Source organism: Pseudomonas sp. EU05-FHT14B02, assembly GCF_058791055.1.
On sequence record NZ_JBYTDD010000044.1, the window covers coordinates 18,525 to 39,606 of the forward strand.

Annotated in this window: 20 protein-coding genes and 1 tRNA gene; 14 read left to right on the forward strand and 7 right to left on the reverse strand. The window is 60.1% G+C overall.

From position 1 onward, the window contains the following. The first annotated feature begins 34 nt into the window (after nucleotides 1-34). The 8 genes from cobU (at nucleotide 35) to AC3WTM_RS28345 (ending at nucleotide 5,415) form a co-directional block, all read left to right on the forward strand. Nucleotides 35-556: a bifunctional adenosylcobinamide kinase/adenosylcobinamide-phosphate guanylyltransferase gene (gene cobU, locus AC3WTM_RS28310; protein ID WP_102671769.1), complete on the forward strand. Its 522-nt coding sequence runs from the start codon at nucleotides 35-37 to the stop codon at nucleotides 554-556. After that, complete coding sequence (gene cobT / locus AC3WTM_RS28315) at nucleotides 553-1,608, forward strand: nicotinate-nucleotide--dimethylbenzimidazole phosphoribosyltransferase (RefSeq protein ID WP_102671770.1); 1,056 nt, start codon at nucleotides 553-555, stop codon at nucleotides 1,606-1,608. The genes cobU and cobT overlap by 4 nt, the downstream gene beginning before the upstream one ends. Beyond that, nucleotides 1,605-2,180 carry an alpha-ribazole phosphatase family protein gene (cobC, locus tag AC3WTM_RS28320; RefSeq protein ID WP_102671771.1) on the forward strand — a complete coding sequence of 192 codons (576 nt, stop codon included), beginning with the start codon at nucleotides 1,605-1,607 and terminating at the stop codon, nucleotides 2,178-2,180. The genes cobT and cobC overlap by 4 nt, the downstream gene beginning before the upstream one ends. A gap of 2 nt (nucleotides 2,181-2,182) precedes the next feature. Further along, on the forward strand, nucleotides 2,183-2,923 hold the full coding sequence (locus tag AC3WTM_RS28325) for an adenosylcobinamide-GDP ribazoletransferase (RefSeq protein WP_102671772.1): 741 nt from the start codon (nucleotides 2,183-2,185) through the stop codon (nucleotides 2,921-2,923). 85 nt (nucleotides 2,924-3,008) lie between these two features. After that, entirely contained in the window at nucleotides 3,009-3,413 is a 405-nt protein-coding gene (locus AC3WTM_RS28330) for a MarR family winged helix-turn-helix transcriptional regulator (protein WP_008017903.1), read from the forward strand. 52 nt (nucleotides 3,414-3,465) lie between these two features. After that, nucleotides 3,466-4,674 carry an MFS transporter gene (locus AC3WTM_RS28335; RefSeq protein ID WP_102671773.1) on the forward strand — a complete coding sequence of 403 codons (1,209 nt, stop codon included), beginning with the start codon at nucleotides 3,466-3,468 and terminating at the stop codon, nucleotides 4,672-4,674. Beyond that, on the forward strand, nucleotides 4,671-4,793 hold the full coding sequence (locus AC3WTM_RS28340; protein WP_008051054.1) for a hypothetical protein: 123 nt from the start codon (nucleotides 4,671-4,673) through the stop codon (nucleotides 4,791-4,793). The genes AC3WTM_RS28335 and AC3WTM_RS28340 overlap by 4 nt, the downstream gene beginning before the upstream one ends. Before the next feature lie 55 nt (nucleotides 4,794-4,848). After that, on the forward strand, nucleotides 4,849-5,415 hold the full coding sequence (locus tag AC3WTM_RS28345) for a glutathione peroxidase (protein WP_102671774.1): 567 nt from the start codon (nucleotides 4,849-4,851) through the stop codon (nucleotides 5,413-5,415). A gap of 180 nt (nucleotides 5,416-5,595) precedes the next feature. Here AC3WTM_RS28345 and AC3WTM_RS28350 read toward each other — a convergent pair whose 3' ends face one another. From AC3WTM_RS28350 to AC3WTM_RS28360, 3 genes are all read right to left on the reverse strand, one after another. Continuing rightward, a complete protein-coding gene (locus tag AC3WTM_RS28350; protein WP_102671775.1) occupies nucleotides 5,596-6,867 on the reverse strand; it encodes an OmpP1/FadL family transporter in 1,272 nt (423 codons plus the stop codon). A gap of 146 nt (nucleotides 6,868-7,013) precedes the next feature. Next, nucleotides 7,014-7,496 carry a hypothetical protein gene (locus AC3WTM_RS28355; RefSeq protein WP_102671776.1) on the reverse strand — a complete coding sequence of 161 codons (483 nt, stop codon included), beginning with the start codon at nucleotides 7,494-7,496 and terminating at the stop codon, nucleotides 7,014-7,016. A gap of 276 nt (nucleotides 7,497-7,772) precedes the next feature. Then, the gene (locus AC3WTM_RS28360) at nucleotides 7,773-7,997 is read right to left on the reverse strand and encodes a hypothetical protein (RefSeq protein ID WP_008051046.1); all 225 of its coding nucleotides are present in this window, start codon (nucleotides 7,995-7,997) and stop codon (nucleotides 7,773-7,775) included. A gap of 1,007 nt (nucleotides 7,998-9,004) precedes the next feature. Here AC3WTM_RS28360 and AC3WTM_RS28365 point away from each other — a divergent pair. Then, the gene (locus AC3WTM_RS28365; protein ID WP_090453933.1) at nucleotides 9,005-9,328 is read left to right on the forward strand and encodes an SEL1-like repeat protein; all 324 of its coding nucleotides are present in this window, start codon (nucleotides 9,005-9,007) and stop codon (nucleotides 9,326-9,328) included. Nucleotides 9,329-9,503: 175 nt separating this feature from the next. After that, on the forward strand, nucleotides 9,504-10,868 hold the full coding sequence (locus AC3WTM_RS28370) for a DNA recombination protein RmuC (RefSeq protein WP_173677955.1): 1,365 nt from the start codon (nucleotides 9,504-9,506) through the stop codon (nucleotides 10,866-10,868). Nucleotides 10,869-11,038: 170 nt separating this feature from the next. Here the strand turns inward: AC3WTM_RS28370 and AC3WTM_RS28375 are convergent, their stop codons facing one another. Next, a complete protein-coding gene (locus tag AC3WTM_RS28375; RefSeq protein WP_102671779.1) occupies nucleotides 11,039-14,509 on the reverse strand; it encodes a hybrid sensor histidine kinase/response regulator in 3,471 nt (1,156 codons plus the stop codon). A 208-nt stretch (nucleotides 14,510-14,717) separates the two neighbouring features. Here AC3WTM_RS28375 and AC3WTM_RS28380 point away from each other — a divergent pair, with 208 nt between their 5' ends. From AC3WTM_RS28380 to AC3WTM_RS28390, 3 genes are all read left to right on the forward strand, one after another. Further along, the gene (locus AC3WTM_RS28380; protein ID WP_102671780.1) at nucleotides 14,718-15,029 is read left to right on the forward strand and encodes a cupin domain-containing protein; all 312 of its coding nucleotides are present in this window, start codon (nucleotides 14,718-14,720) and stop codon (nucleotides 15,027-15,029) included. Nucleotides 15,030-15,134: 105 nt separating this feature from the next. Next, nucleotides 15,135-16,286, forward strand: a complete 1,152-nt coding sequence (locus AC3WTM_RS28385; protein ID WP_102671781.1) for a TDT family transporter — start codon at nucleotides 15,135-15,137, stop codon at nucleotides 16,284-16,286. Between the two features lie 110 nt (nucleotides 16,287-16,396). Next, on the forward strand, nucleotides 16,397-18,271 hold the full coding sequence (locus AC3WTM_RS28390; RefSeq protein ID WP_102671782.1) for an MFS transporter: 1,875 nt from the start codon (nucleotides 16,397-16,399) through the stop codon (nucleotides 18,269-18,271). Nucleotides 18,272-18,395: 124 nt separating this feature from the next. On the opposite strand, the gene sugE is transcribed toward AC3WTM_RS28390, so the two are convergent. The 3 genes from sugE to rdgC all read right to left on the reverse strand — a co-directional run bounded on the left by sugE (nucleotide 18,396) and on the right by rdgC (nucleotide 20,848). Next, entirely contained in the window at nucleotides 18,396-18,710 is a 315-nt protein-coding gene (sugE, locus tag AC3WTM_RS28395) for a quaternary ammonium compound efflux SMR transporter SugE (RefSeq protein WP_007977599.1), read from the reverse strand. A gap of 118 nt (nucleotides 18,711-18,828) precedes the next feature. Beyond that, a complete protein-coding gene (locus AC3WTM_RS28400) occupies nucleotides 18,829-19,794 on the reverse strand; it encodes a bile acid:sodium symporter family protein (RefSeq protein WP_102671783.1) in 966 nt (321 codons plus the stop codon). A gap of 133 nt (nucleotides 19,795-19,927) precedes the next feature. Then, nucleotides 19,928-20,848, reverse strand: a complete 921-nt coding sequence (gene rdgC / locus AC3WTM_RS28405; protein WP_007969735.1) for a recombination-associated protein RdgC — start codon at nucleotides 20,846-20,848, stop codon at nucleotides 19,928-19,930. A 159-nt stretch (nucleotides 20,849-21,007) separates the two neighbouring features. Here rdgC and AC3WTM_RS28410 point away from each other — a divergent pair. Then, nucleotides 21,008-21,080: transfer RNA gene (locus AC3WTM_RS28410), tRNA-Val, on the forward strand. The last annotated feature ends 2 nt before the right edge of the window (nucleotides 21,081-21,082 follow it).

Consider the following 21,082-nt stretch of genomic DNA (forward strand, 5'->3'; position numbering starts at 1 on the left):
CTGTCGCCTCCCCGAAGATTTTAAGGAATAAGCAATGCTCCAATTGATCCTCGGCGGCGCCCGTTCCGGCAAGAGTCGCCTGGCTGAAAAACTCGCCATCGACAGCGCCCTGGCCGTGACCTACATCGCCACCAGCCAGCCACTGGACGGTGAAATGAGCGAGCGGGTGGCCCATCACCGCGCTCGTCGTCCTGCCGAATGGGCCTTGATCGAAGAGCCTGTGGAACTGGCGCGGGTGCTGCGTGAGTCCGCCCGTGTCGACCGCTGCCTGCTGGTGGATTGCCTGACCCTCTGGCTGACCAATCTGCTGATGCTCGACGATGCCGAGCGCCTTCACGCCGAGCGTGATGCCTTGCTGGACTGCCTGGCGTCGCTGCCGGGTGAAATCATTTTTGTCAGCAGCGAGACCGGCATGGGTGTCGTGCCGCTGGGCGAATTGACTCGCCGCTATGTCGATGAAGCCGGTTGGCTGCATCAAGCTCTGGCTGAGCGTTGTCAGCGTGTCGTCCTGACCGTCGCCGGCCTGCCCCTGACTCTGAAAGGAACTGCGTTATGACTCAATCCTGGTGGTTGAACCCGTGCAAGCCGGTCGATACCCAAGCGGTCGAACAGGCCCAGGCGCGGCAACAGCAACTGACCAAGCCGGCCGGCTCCCTCGGCCAGCTGGAAGCGCTGGCGGTACAGTTGGCGGGATTGCAGGGGCGGGTCAAGCCGAGTCTGGAGCAGGTGTGGATCGCGATTTTTGCCGGCGACCATGGCGTCGTCGCCGAGGGCGTGTCGGCGTTTCCCCAGGAAGTCACCGGGCAGATGCTGCTCAACTTCGTCAGCGGTGGCGCGGCGATCAGCGTGCTGGCGCGGCAACTGGGCGCTTCCCTTGAAGTGGTGGACCTGGGCACGGTTACGCCGTCGCTGAACCTGCCGGGTGTGCGTCACCTGAACGTCGGCCCGGGCACGGCGAATTTTGCACAGGGGCCAGCCATGACCGAGACCCAGGGGCAACTGGCCTTGCAGGCCGGCCGTGACAGCGTGCAGCGGGCAATGGCCAGCGGTGCGCAGTTGTTTATCGGTGGCGAAATGGGCATTGGTAACACCACTGCCGCCAGTGCGCTGGCATGTGCCTTGCTCGATTGCCCGGTGGGTCATTTGACCGGGCCGGGTACCGGGCTCAATGCCGAAGGTGTCAGCCACAAGGCCCAGGTGATCGAGCGCGCCCTGGGATTGCATGGCGCGCAGCGCGACGATGCCTTGCAGACGCTGTTCAACCTCGGCGGTTTCGAGATCGCCGCGCTGGTCGGTGCCTATCTCGCCTGTGCCCAGGAGGGCGTCGCGGCGCTGGTGGACGGTTTCATCTGCAGTGTCGCGGCGCTGGTTGCGGTGCGCTTGAACCCTGAATGCCGTCAGTGGCTGTTGTTCGGTCATCGCGGCGCCGAGCCGGGCCATCGTCATGTGCTGGAAACCCTGAATGCGCAACCGTTGCTCGATCTTGGCCTGCGGCTTGGCGAAGGCAGTGGCGCGGCATTGGCCGTGCCGCTGCTGCGTCTGGCTTGCGACCTGCACGGGCAAATGGCGACCTTCGCCGAGGCCGCCGTGGCAGATCGTCCGGTATGACCTTGCACCTGGATCTGTTGCGTCACGGTGAAACCGAACTTGGCGGCGGCCTGCGCGGCAGCATCGATGATGCGTTGACCGACACGGGCTGGGCGCAGATGCGCGCCGCCGTGGTCGGGCAAGGGCCGTGGGACCGGCTGGTCAGTTCGCCGTTGCAGCGATGTGCGCTGTTTGCCGAGGAACTCGCTGCGCAACTGGGTATTCCGGCGCAACTGGACAATGACCTGCAAGAGTTGCATTTCGGCGCCTGGGAAGGACAGAGCGCGGCGGCGTTGATGGAAACCGACGCGCAAGCCCTGGGATTGTTCTGGGCCGATCCTTATTCGTTCACGCCGCCTCAGGGGGAGCCTGTTGCAGACTTTTCGGCGCGGGTGATGGCAGCGCTGGAGCGTTTGCACGCGACCTGTGCCGGTGAGCGCATTCTTCTGATCAGCCATGGCGGTGTGATGCGTCTGTTGCTGGCACAAGCGCGCGGGCTGCCACGGGAGCAACTGCTCAACGTTGAGGTCGGGCATGGTGCGCTGTTTTCGCTGACGGTGGAGCCTGCGGGCGTGTTGAAGGAAGTGCTCTGACCATGCTGCCATTCTGGATCGCCCTGCAATTTCTCAGCAGTCTGCCGATTCGCTTGCCCGGTATGCCTGAGCCCCGGGAGCTGGGGCGGTCGCTACTGTTTTATCCGCTTGTGGGATTGCTCTTTGGCGCGATTCTGTGGACAGTCAACTGGCTGTTGCTGGGTACACCGACCTTGCTGCACGCGGCGCTGCTGCTGAGCCTTTGGGTACTGCTCAGCGGCGGTTTGCACCTGGATGGCCTGGCGGACAGCGCCGATGCCTGGCTTGGCGGTTTTGGCGACCGTGAGCGCACGCTGACCATCATGAAAGACCCGCGCAGCGGACCGATCGCCGTGGTGACGCTGGTGCTGGTGTTGTTGCTTAAATTCACCGCACTGCTGGTGTTGATCAAGCAGCCGCATTCGCTGGCCTTGATCATCGTGCCGTTGATCGGTCGAAGCGCATTGCTCGGCTTGTTCCTGACTACGCCCTATGTGCGTGCCGGTGGCCTGGGCCAGGCATTGGCCGATCATCTACCGCGTTCGCCGGGCAAGCAGGTGTTGGCGGTCAGCGCATTGGCTTGTGTGTTGATCGCCGGCGTCAGTGGTGTGCTGGCGCTGGTGTTGGCAGTGCTGGGGTTTGTCTGGTTGCGTCAGGTGATGCTGCGGCGCCTGGGTGGCACAACGGGGGACACGGCGGGGGCAATGCTGGAGTTGCTGGAGGTAGGGGTGTTGGTCGGATTGGCATTAGTCTGTACGCAGTGATGGCAATTGTTCCGACGATGGCGATCTACCAGACGCCATTTTCTTGTAACTTGATTTAAACGACTCACGGGTATATACACGCACCATGCTCGATTCCCAATGTTTATGCATCAACCTGCGTCGCGCCGCCCGTGGCGTCAGCAGGCACTACGACGGCGCTCTCGACGGCTTCGGGATCAACGTTGCGCAGTATTCTTTGCTGTGTAATCTGCAGCGTCTGGATCAGCCGAGCATCTCGGTCCTGGCCGAGGCGATGGGGCTGGATCGCAGCACCCTGGGGCGCAATTTGCGGGTGCTGGAGGGTGATGGCCTGGTGACGCTGGTCGAGGGCGAGGACATGCGCAACCGCATCGTCCTTCTGACCGAGGCCGGGGCAGAGCGCCTCAAGGCTGCCTTGCCGGCCTGGGAAGCCGCGCAGCAGCGTTTGATCGATCGCCTGGGTGCCGAGAAGCGCGAAACCTTATTGAAGCTGCTGGACGAACTGGCATGATGCCGGTTTTTTCGATCTTAAGCGGGTATATACCCGCTATTGGAGAATAACAATGACATCGATGTGGCGTACTTGCGGCTGGGTTCTATTGGGGAGTGCGTTGATCCTTGCGTTGTCTCTGGGGGTTCGACATGGCTTCGGGCTGTTTCTGGCGCCGATGAGCGCCGAGTTCGGCTGGGGCCGTGAAGTCTTTGCCTTCGCCATCGCCTTGCAGAACCTGATTTGGGGCCTCGCTCAGCCATTCACCGGTGCATTGGCCGACCGCTTCGGTGCCGCAAAAGTGGTGCTGATCGGTGGCGTCCTGTACGCGGCGGGACTGATTTGCATGGGGCTTTCCGATTCGGCGGTGACCTTGTCGCTGAGCGCCGGCCTGCTGATCGGCATCGGACTGTCCGGTACGTCGTTCTCGGTGATCCTGGGTGTGGTCGGTCGCGCAGTGCCGCCGGAAAAACGCAGCATGGGCATGGGCATCGCCAGTGCTGCCGGTTCGTTCGGCCAATTCGCGATGTTGCCCGGCACACTCGGTTTGATCGGCTGGCTTGGCTGGTCCGCGGCGCTGCTGGCGCTGGGCTTGCTGGTGGCGTTGATCGTGCCGTTGGTGAGCATGCTCAAGGACAAGCCGCTGCCAGTTCTGGGTCACGAACAGACCCTTGGCGAAGCACTGCGCGAAGCCTGCTCCCACACCGGATTCTGGCTGCTGGCGTTCGGCTTTTTCGTGTGCGGATTCCAGGTGGTGTTCATCGGTGTGCACCTGCCAGCCTATCTTGTGGATCAACATCTTCCGGCGACAGTCGGCACCACGGTGCTGGCACTGATCGGCCTGTTCAATATCTTCGGCACCTATACCGCGGGATGGCTCGGCGGGCGCATGTCCAAGCCGCGTTTGCTCACCGGGTTGTACTTGCTGCGAGCGGTGGTCATTGCGTTGTTCCTGTGGTTGCCGGTGACCACCACCTCGGCCTACCTGTTCGGCATGGCCATGGGCTTCCTGTGGCTGTCGACGGTGCCATTGACCAACGGTACGGTGGCGACCTTGTTTGGTGTGCGAAACCTGTCCATGCTCGGCGGGATTGTTTTCCTGTTTCACCAGCTCGGTTCGTTCCTGGGCGGCTGGTTGGGTGGCGTGGTGTATGACCGAACCGGGAGTTATGACTTGATCTGGCAAGTGGCGATTCTCTTGAGCCTGTTGGCCGCTGCCCTGAACTGGCCGGTGCGTGAGCGGCCGGTAGAGCGTCTGCAATCACAAATGAGTGTGATATGAACAACCTTTGGCCACGGATCGCTGTAGCCGCCGTCTGCGCCTTATTGTTGGCGTTGTCGTGGTGGGGCTGGCATCAGGGCGGGCTGGCGCTGATGCAGTTGGGCATGGGTGCTTGCTAGCGAGCGGCGAGGGCGAGTAACGTCGCTTTTGACGAATTATCAAGGATGCACCGACATGCTGATGCGCTGGATTGCAATTCCCGCGTTACTGGTGGCGTTTACCGGGCTGGCCTACGCGGCCGAGTGCCCGGAGCTGTTGCAAGGATCACTGCAAAAGCTGCGCGCCAAGGAATCCATCGATTTGTGCCAGCGCTTCGCCGGTAAACCCTTGGTGGTGGTCAATACCGCAAGCTTTTGTGGCTTTGCTCCGCAGTTCAAAGGCCTTGAGGCGCTCAATCAACGTTACAAAGGGCAGGGGCTGGAAGTGCTGGGTGTTCCGTCCAATGACTTCAAGCAGGAGTCAAAGGATGGCGCCGAGACTGCCAAGGTCTGCTACGTCAACTATGGTGTGACCTTCACCATGACCGAGCCGCAAAGGGTTCGCGGCGACGATGCGACGCACTTGTTCAAGGTCCTCGCCAATCAAAGCAGCGCGCCGAAGTGGAATTTCTACAAGTACGTAGTGGACCGCCAAGGCAAGGTGGTCGCCAATTTCTCCAGCCTGACCAAGCCGGACGATCCCGAGTTCATTGCAGCGGTGGAAAAGGCCCTGGCTTCACCACCATTTGTATCGACCCCCTGACCTGTAGGAGCGAGCTTGCTCGCGAAAACCTCAAGGCGTCTCGTACATCCTGCAAGCACGGGTCATCGTTTACGTCCATTGCGAGCAGGCTCGCTCCTACAAATGAAAAGCCCCGCCTCCGTGAGGAGAGCGGGGCTTTTTTAATTCCGATGGCGAGCGGTTCAGGCTCGCCGGGAATCATCAGAAACGGTAGGTCGCGCCGAGACCGAAACCGTTCGCGTAGTTTTCATACTTGGCGTTGTAGCTCTGGCCACGGTCGTTGCTGTTGTTGACCTTGACCGAGTCTTCGCGCAGGTACGAATACGCCAGGTCGATGGTAAGGTCGTCGGTCGGGCTCCAGCCGGCGCCCACGCTGAAAATCTTGCGATCGCCAGTCGGGATGCGTGGAGAGCGGTCGACGTTATTGGTCGGTGCCTGGTCAACGGACAGACCGGTACGCAGTACCCATTGCTTGTTCAACTGGTAGGACGCGCCGATAGCGTGAGCCCAGGTGTCGTGCCAGTTCTGTTCTTCGGTGATTGTGCCGAACTGGCCGTTCAGAACAGCCGGAACACCTGTGTTTTCAACAGTGATGTCTTTCAAGCGGCTCCAGCGGGTCCAGGTGCTGCCTGCGTACAGAGTCCACTTGTCGTCGAGCTGGTGAGTGACTGAGAAGTCCACCGATTCAGGGGTGGTCAGGTCCAGCGAGGCGTCGTACTTCTGGTTCGGGTTCTGGCCGATCAGGCCCAGCACGTTGTAGTTGACCTTGGTATTGCCCTCGAGCTTGTACTTCACTTTCGAGTGGTAGGTCAGGCCGACACGAGTGCTGTCGGTGGCTTGAACCAGCACGCCGATGTTGTAGCCCAACGCGGTGTCGTCACCGGTGATCTTGACCTTGCCATCTGGCGCGGCCTGGGTGATCGAAAGGTTCGACTCCAGGCTGCCGTCAATGCGGTTGATGGTCGGGCCAAAACCGATGGAAACCTTGTCGTTGAAGGCGTAGCTGACAGTCGGTTGCAGGGTGACGATCTTGACTTCGCTCTTGCTGCCGAAGTAGCGACCGGCAAAGCCGTTTTCATAATCGGTGACCAGACCGAATGGTGCGTACACGCCCACACCGACGGCCCACTTGTCGTCGATTGGCTTGACGTAGTAACCCATGGGTACGGCGATGAGCGGAACCATGTCGCCGTCGTTGCTGCCGCCGTTCGGGCTGGAACTGGCGTGGCTGATGTCAGTGTGTGCGTCGATCATCGCAACACCGCCGGTGACTTGTTCGCGCTTGAGGCGCGACATGCCGGCAGGGTTGCCAAAAAGGGTGCTTGCGTCATCGGCAGAGGAAGATCGCCCGGCAAAACCTGTACCCATCCCGCTGATGCTTTGTTCGTTGACGGCAAAGCCACTTGCGAAAATCTGGGTGGATGCCATGGCAACGGCGAGACTGATGGTGGTTTTGAGCATTACTTTTTTCATTATTAGAACTCCTGGTGATCACCGGGGCGAAAATTACCAACATTTTCGTTCCGGCGCCATAGGCTGTAAGCCTTGATTTAGAGCGGTTTTGTAGGACAATCAGACCAAAATCGCGGCGTGTTGCGCGATCTTTGGATCCAGAGGTGTCAGCAGGCTACCTGATTCAGGGGTGAAACACAGGTTTGCCAGGCGCAGGTGAAATCACGCAGACGTCCCTGGGGCTGAAATGTCTGGCGCCAGATCCTGGCCATACCCAGCAAATCATCCGGGGCGGGGAGGGGGGTGTTCTGTTCTTCCACCAGCAGCCAGGCGATGGCGGTGGCGTAACGCAGGTTGACGGTCAACTCGAGGTGCGGGCCACTGAGAAACGCATGCTGACTGGCCAGGCCACGGACCAGGCTCGCACGTTCTGGGTCAAGGGCCAGGTAATGGTCCCATAGGGCTTGGTGGCGGGGTTCGGCGATGCGGTACAGGCCGTGCCCACGGCGGTCATGCAGGGCGGAACCAAGGGCGGACTGGCTGGCGGCAATGCCCAGCAGCAGGGATTCGGCAGTAGCGCTATGGCATCCGAGGTAGATCAAGGTCGGACGAATCACATAACGGCACAGTTCGCTGGCAGCGATACCCATAAAACCCTCGAAACCTGAATTGGACGGCGATACCTGAAGGGGGGGCTTGGCAGCTGTGAATCGGTTCAGGCTCGCCGCAAGCGGGTCAAGCCGCTTGAGTTGAAGTGTAGTGTCATATTCACGCTGTAAAGGTCTGTTTTTAAAATATTTCCAGCGAACAGTTATAACCGTTATATCGGATCGTACTTAGTCGTGGTGCGAGGGGTGGGAAACATCAGGCAATAAAAAGCCCTGCTTTTCGGGCAGGGCTTTCGGGGTTTCAGCCTTTCTGGCGTTTCAGGCAACCAGTGCCTGACGGGTACGCTCGATCACGGCCTGCAGCGGCTCGGCGCTGGAGTATTGATCGGGGTACAGGCGTTCGCTGTGGCGAGCGATGCCGTGTTCGTTGACCAGGGTGAAGCTGAAGCAGCCTTTGCGAGCGGCCATGATCAGGCAGTTCATTGGTGCAAAAGCGTTGGTTAGGGTGCGAATGGCATCCTGAGTCTGGATTTGAGTAGACATTATTGGGTGTTCCTACAAATGACACGGATAAGAACCGTGCAACGTTAAAACGTTCCAGTAACGTCGATCACCATTGATCGAACGAAGAACCCGACTGGAACAAAGCAGCCAGTTTGAAGCGCTGATAAGTTGGCGCGCTTGGGCTGGCAGGTAGGTACTTAGGAGGGCAGGCAACACATCGAGGGCAAAGGTTCTGGGCCCGGGGTGAAGATCCTGATCAATTTGCAGGTTGGTTCGAGCAGAGTAGGCAGGCGGGGCAACATCCTTTGCTTTCGATTCAAAGGTTGTTTTGGCGCAAGATTTACCTGGAAACCATCGAGGTGGTCGATCCCGCTTGTTCGGTGGAGGCTTCCGTTGGGAAGGCTGACCGGGGGGATTTGTTCGACCAGAATTGATTTTCAGCTTGGTACTAACGCCGCGGATACTAACGGATTGAACTGGGCAAGGGAAGTGTGTTAGCAAAAAGAATTTCCCGGCAGGTGCCCGATCTGGCTGTTTTGCCTTGTAGATAAGCGTATGAAGCTGCACTGCCTCCGATGGGTACGCCCTGTAGTAGAACAAAATCCGACCATCGGTCATCGACGTTGGTAGCAACGCAGCCGTCTAAACACCAGGTTTGCCAAGGCATATCCCCAGGCATGACAAAAAAATGCCCCGAAAAAGTGCGTGGATATAACCATCGTAAAGGCACTTGTGCACATTAGTTGCACGGTCTGTCACCCCGCTGTCATCTCACGTTCAAGCGTAATGGCTGCCTGTAACCAAAATTTAAGTCAATGAAAAACATCGCTTTTTTTTACTGGTGAAAAAATCGTCAGTTTGACTGCGAGCCCCATTCCACAGGGCTTTGAGCGAGTTCAAGGGCGGTTGTCCACTGAGTTATCCACAGCTTCTGTGGATTGTCCCGAGCGCTTGCTCTAGGACGGGCGTGCCGGGATATTTTCAGCTTTACCTGTAAGAAAAAGAGAGTAAAGTTGCGCGCCTTCTGATCTGTCCCACAGTGCTTTATGAAGTTTCGCTCAGCCCCTGTTTCCTCTTCCTCCACACCGCCCCCTGTTGCCCCGACCAAGCGCTTTTCCATGCGCGTGGCGGAGTGGCTGTTGGACAGTCCGCATCTGGGCGAAAACCGTAACGTCAAACACATCGCCGGACGTCTGCTCAAGCAACCGGCCCGTGAAGGCGTGGTGGCTGCGCAAAGTCGCCTTGGCCAGTTGATGTGCCGCGAATGCGGGAATGCCCGGGACCGCCGGATCGGCCAGGACCTGCTGCGTCAGGCCGCTCGGGCAGGCGATCACCGCGCTCAACAGGAACTGGGGCTGATTGAAGACTGAGCTGTCCAAGACCGGACGCCTTGGTTAACCTTCAGGCTTTATCCGAATGGCAGGAGTGGCTATGGCAATGGACTTGACCAGCGTATTGCTGGGGCTGGCAGCGGCTGCGTTGCCGTTGCTGGTATTGGCCTGGCAACTTCAGCGTCGGGCCAGCACCACGCAAGCCGATGTCGCGCTGCTGCAAGAACGCCTGGCCATGGCGCAACTGGCGCAGGACGGATTGAATGCACAACTCGAATCCAGCCGCGATGAAGTGGCTGATCTGACCCAGGCCAACGCCGCCAAACAAGCTGATCTGGCTGCGCTGCGTCGGGAAGTCGAATTGCTGCAGATCGAGCGCGACGACGCTCGGGACGCCGCCCATGCGTGGAATATCGAACGCGCCGGCAAAGAAGCCGAATTGCGCCGTCTGGATGCCCAGGTTGCGTCTCTCAATGCCGAATTGCGCGAGCAACAGGACAGCCATCAGCAACGCCTCAACGACCTGCAAGGTTCGCGAGACGAATTGCGCGCGCAGTTTGCCGAGCTGGCGGGGAAAATTTTCGATGAGCGCGAGCAGCGTTTTGCCGAAACCAGTCAGCAGCGTCTGGGGCAGTTGCTCGATCCACTCAAGGAGCGCATCCAGTCCTTCGAAAAACGTGTCGAGGAAAGCTATCAGAACGAGGCTCGTGAGCGTTTCTCCCTGGCCAAGGAACTGGAGCGCTTGCAACAGCTGAATTTGCGCTTGAGCGATGAAGCCACCAACCTGACCCGCGCCTTGAAAGGGCAGAAGACCCAAGGCAATTGGGGCGAGCTGATTCTTGAGCGCGTGCTCGAGCATGCGGGGCTGGAGAAGGGCCGCGAGTACCAGACTCAGGTCAATCTCAAGGGGCCGGACGGCGAGCGCTTTCAGCCGGACGTGATCATTTATCTGCCGGGCGACAAGCAGGTGGTGGTCGACTCCAAGGTCAGCCTGACGGCCTATCAGCAATACGTCGCGGCTGAAGACGAGGCCATCGGCCAGATCGCCATCAAGCAGCACGTTCTGTCGTTGCGCAATCACGTCAAAGGCCTGGCCGGCAAGGATTACAAACGCCTCGATGGCTTGCACAGCCTGGATTTCGTGTTGCTCTTCGTGCCGATCGAGGCGGCGTTTTCTGCAGCCTTGCAGGCTGAACCGACACTGTTTCAGGAGGCATTCGACCGCAATATCGTGATCGTCAGTCCCACCACGTTGCTGGCGACCCTGCGCGTCATCGACAGCCTTTGGAAGCAGGAGCGCCAGAGCCAGAATGCCCGGGAAATCGCCGAGCGGGCCGGGTGGCTGTACGACAAGTTCGTGCTGTTCATCCAGGATCTGGACGAGGTCGGCAATCGCCTGCAACAACTGGACAAGGCCTATAGTTCGGCACGCAACAAGCTGACAGAGGGTCGCGGCAACCTGGTCAGTCGCAGTGAACAACTCAAGCTGCTGGGCGCGCGGGCAAGCAAGAGTCTGCCGGCGGACTTGCTGGAGCGGGCGATGACGGATGTCGACGGATTGGTCGAGTTACCGGAGTAGCCCCGGGCGAGCGTGGACCTTGTGGCGAGGGGGCTTGCCCCCGTTCGGCTGCGCAGCAGTCGTCAGTCCGGCAACGCGCTTTATCTGAAGAGGCTCATTGAATGGTTTGGGGCCGCTACGCAGCCCAACGGGCCGAGCCCCCTCGCCACAGGAGGCTGTGTTGAACCTCGTTACAACGGTATGTACCTGCTCAACAACGCCCGCAACGCCGCCGGTTTCACCGGTTTGGCCAAGTAATCCAGCCCCGCGGCATGCACCAGGTCGACCGTCTCCGGCCGGCCATCGGCGCTGATCACCACACCAGGGACCGGCTCGCCCATTTGTGTGCGCAACCAGGCCATCAAATCGGTTCCGGTCTCGCCATGATCGAGGTGGTAGTCCACCAGCGCCAATTGCGGGCGCATGCCTTCGCCCAGCAACGCGGCGCATTCCTCGCGATTGCGCGCGGTCCAGACCTGGCAACCCCAGCGGCTGAGCAGGCTGTTCATGCCGATCAGGATGCTGTCTTCATTGTCGATACACAGCACCTGCGCGCCATTGAGCAATTTGCCGTTGAGCTCGGCGGCCTTGACTGGCACTGCGGTTTGCGCCCGGGCCAGCGGCACACTGACGCTGAACACGCTACCGCGTCCCGGCCAGGAGCGTACGCGCAAGGTATGACCGAGCACGCGACATAGCCCGTCGGCAATCGCCAGCCCCAGGCCGAGGCCTTTTTCGGCCCGTGTCTGGTGGCTGTCGAGGCGCTTGAACTCTTCGAAAATCACCTGCAGTTTATCTTCCGGAATACCTGGCCCGCGGTCCCAGACTTCCAGGCACAGTTGATCCTTGTGCCGGCGAACCCCCAGTAGTACCGGCCCTTTGCCATAGCGGAAAGCGTTGGTCAGGAAGTTCTGCAAAATCCGTCGCAGCAACTTGATGTCGCTGTCGACTCGTAACGTGCTTGCGCGAACCCGGAACTCCAGTTTTTGCTCTCGCGCCAAGACCTTGAACTCTGTACCGAGGGTATCGAACAGATCGTTGAGGGCGAATGGCTGGCGATTCGGGTTGATCTTGCCGTTTTCCAGGCGGGAAATGTCCAGCAAGTCGCTGATCAAGTCCTCGGCCGAGCGCAGCGAGCTGTCCAGGTGTTCGACCAGTTTCTGCGCTTCGCCGGACAAACCATCTTCCTGATGGGAGAGGGCGGCGGAGAACAGCCGCGCCGCGTTCAACGGTTGCATCAAGTCATGGCTGACGGCCGCGAGGAAACGGGTCTTGGACTGGTTGGCCGCCTCGGCGGTGCCTTTGGCTTCGGTCAGGGCAACGTTGAGCTGCGACAATTCGTGGGTCCGTTCGGTGACCCGTTGCTCCAGGCCTTCGTTGGCCTCGGTCAGCGCCTGTTCGGCTTCGCGGAACGCGGTGATGTCGGTAAAACTCATGACGAAGCCGCCGCCGGGCATCGGGTTGCCGATCAGTTCGATCACCCGGCCATTGGGGAACATCCGCTCGGAAGTATGCGCGCGGCCCTGACGCATCCAGTGCAGGCGGCGGGCAACATGCACTTCGGCTTCGCCGGGGCCGCACAATCCGCGCTCGGCGTTGTAGCGAATGATGTCGGCAATGGGGCGGCCGATACTGATCAAGCCGTCCGGGTAATTGAACAGTTCAAGATAGCGACGGTTCCAGGCCACCAGTTTCAGCGACTGGTCGACCACGCTGATGCCCTGGGTGATGTTCTCGATGGCGCCTTGCAGCAAGGCGCGGTTGAATTGCAGCACCTCCGAGGCTTCGTCGGCGATGCGCACGACGTCCTCCAGTTGCATCTCGCGGCCTTCAATGGCGGCTTTTACCACTGCGCGGGTCGAAGAGGCACCCAGCACACCGGCCAGCAAGCGTTCGGTGTGGGAGATCCATTCACTGTCGGCGTTCTGGTTCGGGTTGAAGCCCTTGCCCTGGCGATAGGCAAAACGGATGAAGCTTTGACGGGCGCGTTCTTCGCCGACGAAGCGCGCCGCCAGTTGCAACAGGTCATTGATCTGCACTGCCAGCATCGAGCGTGCGCTGGGGCGGGCGCTGATTTCCTGGCCGATGAAGCGGCCTGCCTGCCAGTGCTCGGAAACCCGGGTGCGGGACAGCACCGAGACCCAGGCGAACAATGTGAAGTTGCCTGCCAGCGACAGCACCACGCCCTGGGTCAGCGGGGTGATCGGCAGGTTCAGTGGATTGCTGTGCAACCAGGCCAGCCCCGGGAACGTGTTCAAGGACAGGCCGAGGCTGAGGGCGGCAATCGGCAGGATCAAGGTGTAGAACCACAGGAAGGTGCCTGCGGCGAGGCCAGCGAAAACACCGCGGCGGTTGGCCTGTTTCCAGTACAGGGCACCGAGCATGGCGGGGGCCAGCTGGGTCACGGCAGCGAAGGCGATCTGGCCGATTGTCGCCAGGCTGGCGGTCGAGCCCAGCAGGCGATAACTGACATAGGCCAGCAGCAGAATGACCACGATGCTGACGCGTCGCACCGACAGCATCCACTGGCGGAACACTTCGAACGGGCGCTCGGCGTTGTTGCGACGCAGCAGCCAAGGCAGCAGCATGTCGTTGGACACCATGGTCGACAGCGCCACGCTGGCCACGATCACCATGCCGGTGGCGGCCGATGCACCACCGATAAACGCCAGCAGGGCCAACGCCGGATGCGCCTGGGCCAGGGGCAGGCTGATGACGAACGAGTCCGGCAACACCGAGCTGGGCAGCATCATCTGGCCGGCCAGGGCGATCGGCACGACAAACAAGGCGGCGAGGGCGAGGTAGGCCGGGAATACCCACTTGGCCAGGCGCAGATCCTGGGGGTCGATGTTCTCGACAACGGTCACGTGGAACTGCCGTGGCAGGCAAATGATTGCCATCATCGCCACACCGGTCTGCACCACCATCGACGGCCAGTTGATGGTTTCCTTCCAGTACTGTTCAAGGCGCGGCGCAAGCATGGCCTGGTCGAACAGGTCGTCGAAACCGTCGTACAGACCGTAGGTCACGAAGGCGCCGACGGCGAGAAACGCGAACAGCTTCACCAATGATTCGAAGGCGATGGCCAGCACCATGCCGCGGTGGTGCTCCGTGGCGTCGAGGTTGCGGGTACCGAAGACGATGGTGAACAGCGCCAGTACCAGCGACACAATCAGAGCGGTGTCCTGGGCGCGGGTGCCCATGGCGTCGGCGCCAGCGCCGATCAGCAGGTTTACGCCGAGCACGATGCCTTTGAGCTGCAGCGCAATGTAGGGCAACACACCGACCAGGCAAATCAGCGCCACCACCACCGCCAGCGACTGGGATTTGCCATAGCGTGCGGCGATGAAGTCGGCGATCGAGGTGATGTTCTCCTGTTTGCTGATCATCACCATTTTTTGCAGGACCCACGGCGCACCAACCAGCAACAGGATCGGCCCGAGGTAGATCGGCAAGAACGACCAGAGCTGTTCGGCAGCCTGGCCCACGGCGCCGAAAAAGGTCCAGCTGGTGCAATAGACCGCCAGTGACAGGCTATACACCCAGGCGCGCACACGCGGCGGCAAGGGCGCGCTGCGACGGTCGCCATAGAAGGCGATGGCGAACAGGATGGCCATATAGGCCAGGGCGACGACGGCAATCAGCCCGGTGGACAGCGACATGGGGACTCCAGACAAAAGACATCCGGACCTCCCGCCCGGACAGACAGTCTCGCACGACCGCCAGCGTTAGTCAGTGTCGACCAAGGTCGTGGCGTGGCGGGGTGTCGCAGGTTGATTCTCAGTGTCTGGACTGACCTTGCCACATTCCACCAGCGCTTGTATCCAGGTTAGCCTTGGCCTCCTCTCAGTTCACTCGAAGGATCGGACCATGAAGATCATCCGCAGCAAATCGTTCACTGGCGAGCGTGCCTGGGCCGCGCTGGACATCGCCAGCATGAACGGCATCACCACGCGGCTGCACTGGACCGATCAACCCTACAAGTGGCACGTCAACGATGGCGAGGAAGTGTTCGTGGTGCTCGATGGCCAGGTGCGGATGCTTTATCGCGAAGAGGGGGTGGAGCGGGAAGCGTTGCTGGAAGTCGGTGACATTTTTCATGCCTCGGTTGGCACTGAACATGTGGCGCATCCGGTAGGAGCGGCTCGGATATTGGTGATCGAATCGGAAGGGAGTGTCTGACGTTATATAGGTGATATCGATAAGATATAGAGATATTACCCGTTATATAGATATTCTATTCGGATCTAACATGGGCTCTACCTCACGAGAGGACAGGAGTTCGCCATGACATGCGCCAATAGCATCAAGCCCGGAATCAAACCTTTCAGTCATTTGCAGCATCCCCGCGAGGTGATCCGCCAGTTCACCCCCAACTGGTTTGCGGCCACCATGGGCACCGGCGTGCTGGCGTTGGCACTGGCGCAGTTGCCGGTTGCCACACCTGCCTTGCACGCCTTTGCCGAAGCCCTCTGGCTGTTCAATATCGCTCTGTTCCTGCTGTTTACGGCGGTATACACGGCGCGTTGGGTGCTGTTTTTCGACGAGGCGCGGCGGATTTTCGGCCATTCCACGGTTTCGATGTTTTTCGGCACCATCCCCATGGGGCTGGCGACCATCATCAACGGCTTCCTGGTGTTTGGCCTGCCGCGCTGGGGCGACGGTGTGATTCACCTCGCCGAGGTGCTGTGGTGGCTGGATGTGGCCATGTCGCTGGCCTGTGGCGTGCTGATTCCCTACATGATGTTCACCCGTCAGGAGCACAGCATTGACCAGATGACAGCGGTCTGGCTGTTGCCGGTGGTCGCGGCAGAAGTGGCGGCCGCCAGCGGGGGCCTGTTGGCGCCGCATTTGGCAGACGCTCATTCGCAACTGGTGATGCTGGTGACCAGCTATGTGCTCTGGGCCTTTTCCCTGCCGGTGGCCTTCAGCATCCTGACCATTCTGTTGCTGCGCATGGCCCTGCATAAACTGCCCCACGAAAACATGGCCGCCTCGAGCTGGCTGGCCCTTGGCCCGATCGGCACCGGTGCGCTGGGCATGCTGGTGCTGGGCGGCGATGCACCGCTGATTTTCGCGGCCAACGGCATGCCGGGAATCGGTGAAATTGCCGCTGGACTGGGGCTGGTGGCCGGCATCACCCTGTGGGGCTTCGGCCTGTGGTGGATGTTGATGGCGTTGCTGATCACTGTGCGCTACCTGCGTGCCGGCATTCCCTTCAATCTTGGCTGGTGGGGCTTCACTTTCCCGCTGGGTGTCTATTCTCTGGCGACGTTGAAACTGGCCAGTACCTTGAACCTGTTGTTCTTCAGTGCGTTTGGCTGCTTGCTGGTGGCGTTGCTGGCGGTGATGTGGCTGATCGTTGGCAAGCGCACGGTGCTGGGCGCCTGGCGTGGCGAGCTGTTTGTCTCGCCGTGCATTGCCGGATTGAAGAAATAACCGGCAAAGATTAGGTAAGGTGTGGCTTGGATCGACGTTCGATACTCCAATTACTGTATCCAGGCCATTCTTTACCCGATCTCCAGCCACAATCCAGGAACACATGGAAGATGAGTCACCCCTCACAGTTCACCTTGCTGCGCACCCGGCGCTTCCTGCCGTTCTTCATTACCCAGTCCCTCGGGGCGTTCAACGACAACGTGTTCAAGCAGTCGTTGATCCTGGCCATTCTTTACAAGCTGACTATCGAAGGTGACCGCTCTGTCTGGGTCAACCTGTGTGCGCTGCTGTTTATCCTGCCGTTTTTCCTGTTCTCGGCCCTGGCCGGGCAATTCGGGGAAAAGTTCGCCAAGGACGCGTTGATCCGCCTGATCAAGCTTGGGGAAATCGCCATCATGGCGGTCGGCGCCGTCGGCTTCATGTTCGATTATCTGTCGTTGATGCTGCTGGCGCTGTTCGCCATGGGCACCCATTCGGCGCTGTTCGGGCCGGTGAAGTACTCGATCCTGCCGCAGGCCCTGCGGGAAGATGAACTGGTAGGCGGCAACGGCCTGGTGGAAATGGGCACCTTCCTGGCGATCCTGGCCGGTACCATTGGCGCCGGGGTCATGATGTCTTCGGCGCATTACGCGCCGGTGGTGTCCACGGCGATCATCGGCATTGCCGTGCTCGGCTACCTGGCCAGCCGCAGCATTCCCCGGGCGGCGGCGGCCACGCCGCAAATGCGCCTGAACTGGAACATTTTCAGCCAGTCCTGGGCCACGTTGAAGTTGGGCCTGGGGCAAACGCCAGCGGTGTCCCGCTCGATTGTCGGCAACTCGTGGTTCTGGTTTGTCGGGGCGATTTACCTGACGCAAATCCCGGCCTATGCCAAGGAATGGATGCACGGCGACGAAACCGTTGTGACGCTGATTCTGACGGTGTTCTCGGTCGGCATCGCATTGGGTTCGATGCTGTGCGAGAAGCTCTCCGGACGCAAAGTCGAGATTGGCCTGGTGCCGTTCGGATCGTTCGGCCTGACCGTTTTCGGCCTGCTACTGTGGTGGCATTCCGGCTCAATACCGGAAAGCGCCGCCGGCCATGGCTGGATCGAGATCCTCGGTTTTGGCCACGCTTGGCTGGTGTTGCTCGACATCCTCGGCCTGGGTGTCTTCGGCGGTTTCTACATCGTGCCGCTGTACGCGCTGATCCAGTCACGTACCGCGGAGAACGAGCGGGCGCGGGTGATTGCCGCCAACAATATCCTCAACGCGTTGTTCATGGTGGTGTCGGCGATTGTCTCGATCGTCTTGCTGAGTGTGGCCAAGCTGTCGATCCCGCAACTGTTCCTGGTGGTCTCGTTGCTGAACATCGGCGTCAACGCTTACATCTTCAAGATCGTCCCCGAGTTCACCATGCGTTTCATGATCTGGCTGCTCAGCCATTCCATGTACCGCGTCGAACATCGCAACCTGGATATGATTCCCGATGAAGGCGCGGCGTTGCTGGTGTGCAATCACGTGTCATTCGTCGACGCCTTGCTGATTGGCGGCGCGGTACGTCGGCCGATTCGCTTTGTCATGTACTACAAGATCTACAACCTGCCGGTGCTGAACTTCATCTTCCGTACCGCGGGGACGATTCCGATTGCCGGGCGCCAGGAAGACATCCAGATATATGAACAAGCCTTCATGCGCATTGCCCGGTATCTGAAGGACGGTGAGCTGGTGTGCATTTTTCCCGAGGGTAAATTGACCGCCGATGGCGAGATCAACGAGTTCAAGGGCGGCTTGACGCGGATTCTCGAAGAGACCCCGGTGCCGGTGATTCCGTTGGCTTTGCAGGGGTTGTGGGGGAGTTTCTTCAGCCGCGATCCGGGTAAAGGGCTGTTTCGCCGGTTGTGGTCGCGGGTGACATTGGTGGCAGGGCCGGCGGTGGCGGTTGAGGTGGCGGAGCCTGCGAAGTTGCAGGTGTTGGTGGGGGAGTTGCGTGGGACCGTCAGATAGCCGCTGGCTGTGCTGGCCTCATCGCGGGCAAGCGCGCTCCCACAACAATCGGATGTGTGCACAAAATGTGTGATTCACCTCCGGCCCTGTGGGAGCGAGCTTGCTCGCGATGACGATCTGAAAGTTAAGCGCTGACCTTCAGGCCAACCAACCCGCTAATGATCAACGCCACACTCGCCAGCCTCACAAGCGCCATGGATTCGCCAAACAGAATGATCCCGGCGATCACTGTGCCAACGGCACCGACACCGGTCCAGATCGCATAGGCCGTACCCAGCGGCAATTCCTTCATTGCAAGGCCGAGCAAGCCAAGGCTGATAGCCATGGCCGCAACGGTCAACACAGTGGGGAGCGGGCGGGTGAAGCCGTCGGTGTACTTGAGGCCGACGGCCCAGCCCACTTCGAACAGGCCGGCGAAAAACAGAATGATCCAGGACATGAAGACCTCCATCGTCTGACGGGGTCGTCCCCTGATTAATGACTCGATCGAGCCGCGAGGTCGTCCTCGCGTTGCGCAATATAGTGCCCAGCATTAACCCGGGGATCAAGTTTTCAACTCAGTTACTGGCCTGTTGCGCCGCCATTTTCCGATCCTGTTTCTCGCTCATGCGGCGGAAATACGTCGAAAGCAATGCCCCGGAAATGTTGTGCCACACGCTGAACAAGGCGCTCGGCACCGCCGCCAGTGGCGAGAAGTGTGCACTCGCCAATGCGGCACCCAATCCGGAGTTCTGCATGCCGACTTCCAGGGCCAGGGATTTGCGCTGGGCCAGAGGCAGCTTGAACAGGCGCCCGGTGAAGTAGCCCAGCAGGTAGCCGAAGCTGTTGTGCAGCATGACCACGGCCATGATCAACAGACCGGACTCTGCGATCTTCGCCTGGCTGGCGGCGACGACTGCGGTGACGATGATCACGATGCTGACCACCGACACCAGCGGCAACACGTCCACGGCATGGCGAACCTTGTCGCCGAGCACCCGTTGGGCAACCACGCCCAGCACGATCGGTAACAGCACCACTTGCAGGATCGACCAGAACAACTCCATGAACGACACCGGCAACCAGGCCGAGGCCAGCAGCCAGATCAGGGCTGGGGTCAGTAGCGGGGCGAGGAGGGTGGTGACGGCGGCGATGGCCACCGACAGCGCCAGGTCGCCACGGGCCAGCCAGGTCATCACGTTCGAGGAGGTGCCACTTGGGCAGCAGCCGACCAGAATCACGCCGACGGCGATTTCCGGCGGCAAGTGGAACACCTGGCAGAGCAACCACGCCACGCCCGGCATGATCACGAAATGGGCAACCACGCCCAGGGCCACGCGCCAGGGATGGCGAGCGACTTCGGCGAAGTCTTCGAGTTTGAGGGTCAGGCCCATGCCGAACATCACCAGCCCCAGCAAGGGCACGATGGCGCCTTTGAGGCCGATGAACCATGCCGGCTGCAGAAACGCCACGACAGCGAAAATCAGTACCCAGTAAGCGAAGGTGTTGCCGACAAAACGACTTAATGCAGCCAGTGCGCGCATGGCCTGATCCTTATTTTTACGTAACACCACAAAACCCCTGTAGGAGCGAGCTCGCGATGGTGTGTCAGGCAAAGAGGGGCGACTGACACTCCATCGCGAGCAAGCTCGCTCCTACATTAGAGATCACAAGCTTTTAGATCCCCTGCGGAGTCTCTTCACCACCCAGCGCTTCAACCAACGCCGGCAGGAAATCGCCGAAGGTCAGCATCATCAGGGTGAAGCTGGCGTCCAGTTGGCCCAGGGCTTCGTCGCCGCCGTCCTGTTCCGCCTGGTCTTGCAGCAGGTCTTCGAACTTCAGGCGCTTGACCACCATTTTGTCGTCGAGGACGAAGGACAGTTTGTCCTGCCAGGCCAGGGACAGTTGAGTGACCACTTTGCCGGTGCTCAGGTGCAGCTGGATTTCTTCGCTGGTCAGGTCCTGGCGCTTGCAACGCACGATGCCGCCGTCTTCGTGGGTGTCGCGCAGTTCGCACTCGTCCAGCACAAAGAAGTCGTCCGCGGCTTTCTGGGTGGTGACCCACTCGGTCATGGTCGCGGTCGGGGACATCTTCACGGTCAGCGGGCGCACCGGCAGGGTGCCGATCACTTCACGCAGGGTCGACAGCAAGTCTTCGGCGCGTTTCGGGCTGGCCGAGTTGACCAGGATCAGGCCCTGTTTCGGCGCGATGGCGGCGAAGGTCGACGAGCGGCGGATAAAGGCGCGGGGCAGGAAGGCCTGGATGATTTCATCCTTGATCTGATCGCGCTCCTTCTTATAGACCTTGCGCATTTGCTCGGCTTCGATCTCTTCGACCTTTTCCTTGACGGCGTCACGCACGACGCTGCCCGGCAAAATACGTTCTTCCTTGCGTGCGGACACCAGCAGGAAGTCACCGCTGACGTGTACCAGTGGTGCATCTTCGCCTTTGCCGAATGGCGCGACGAAACCGTAGGTGGTCAACTCCTGGCTTGCACATGGGCGCGCCAGTTTGGTGGCCAGTGCAGTTTCCAACGCCTCGGCATCAACAGGCAGATCTTGGGTCAGGCGATAGATAAGCAGGTTTTTGAACCACATGGGGTGAGTCTCTCCTTTATACAAAGGGGGGCATTATTGTCTTCGCCGTGCCATAGGCCAACCTTTCTCTAAGCCTTTGGAAGGGCTGAGAAAATTATTTTAAAAAGTGCTTGCCAGAGGTTGGGTCGCTCCGTAGAATGCGCGCCACACCGAAGCGAAGGGTGATTAGCTCAGCTGGGAGAGCGTCTGCCTTACAAGCAGAATGTCGGCGGTTCGATCCCGTCATCACCCACC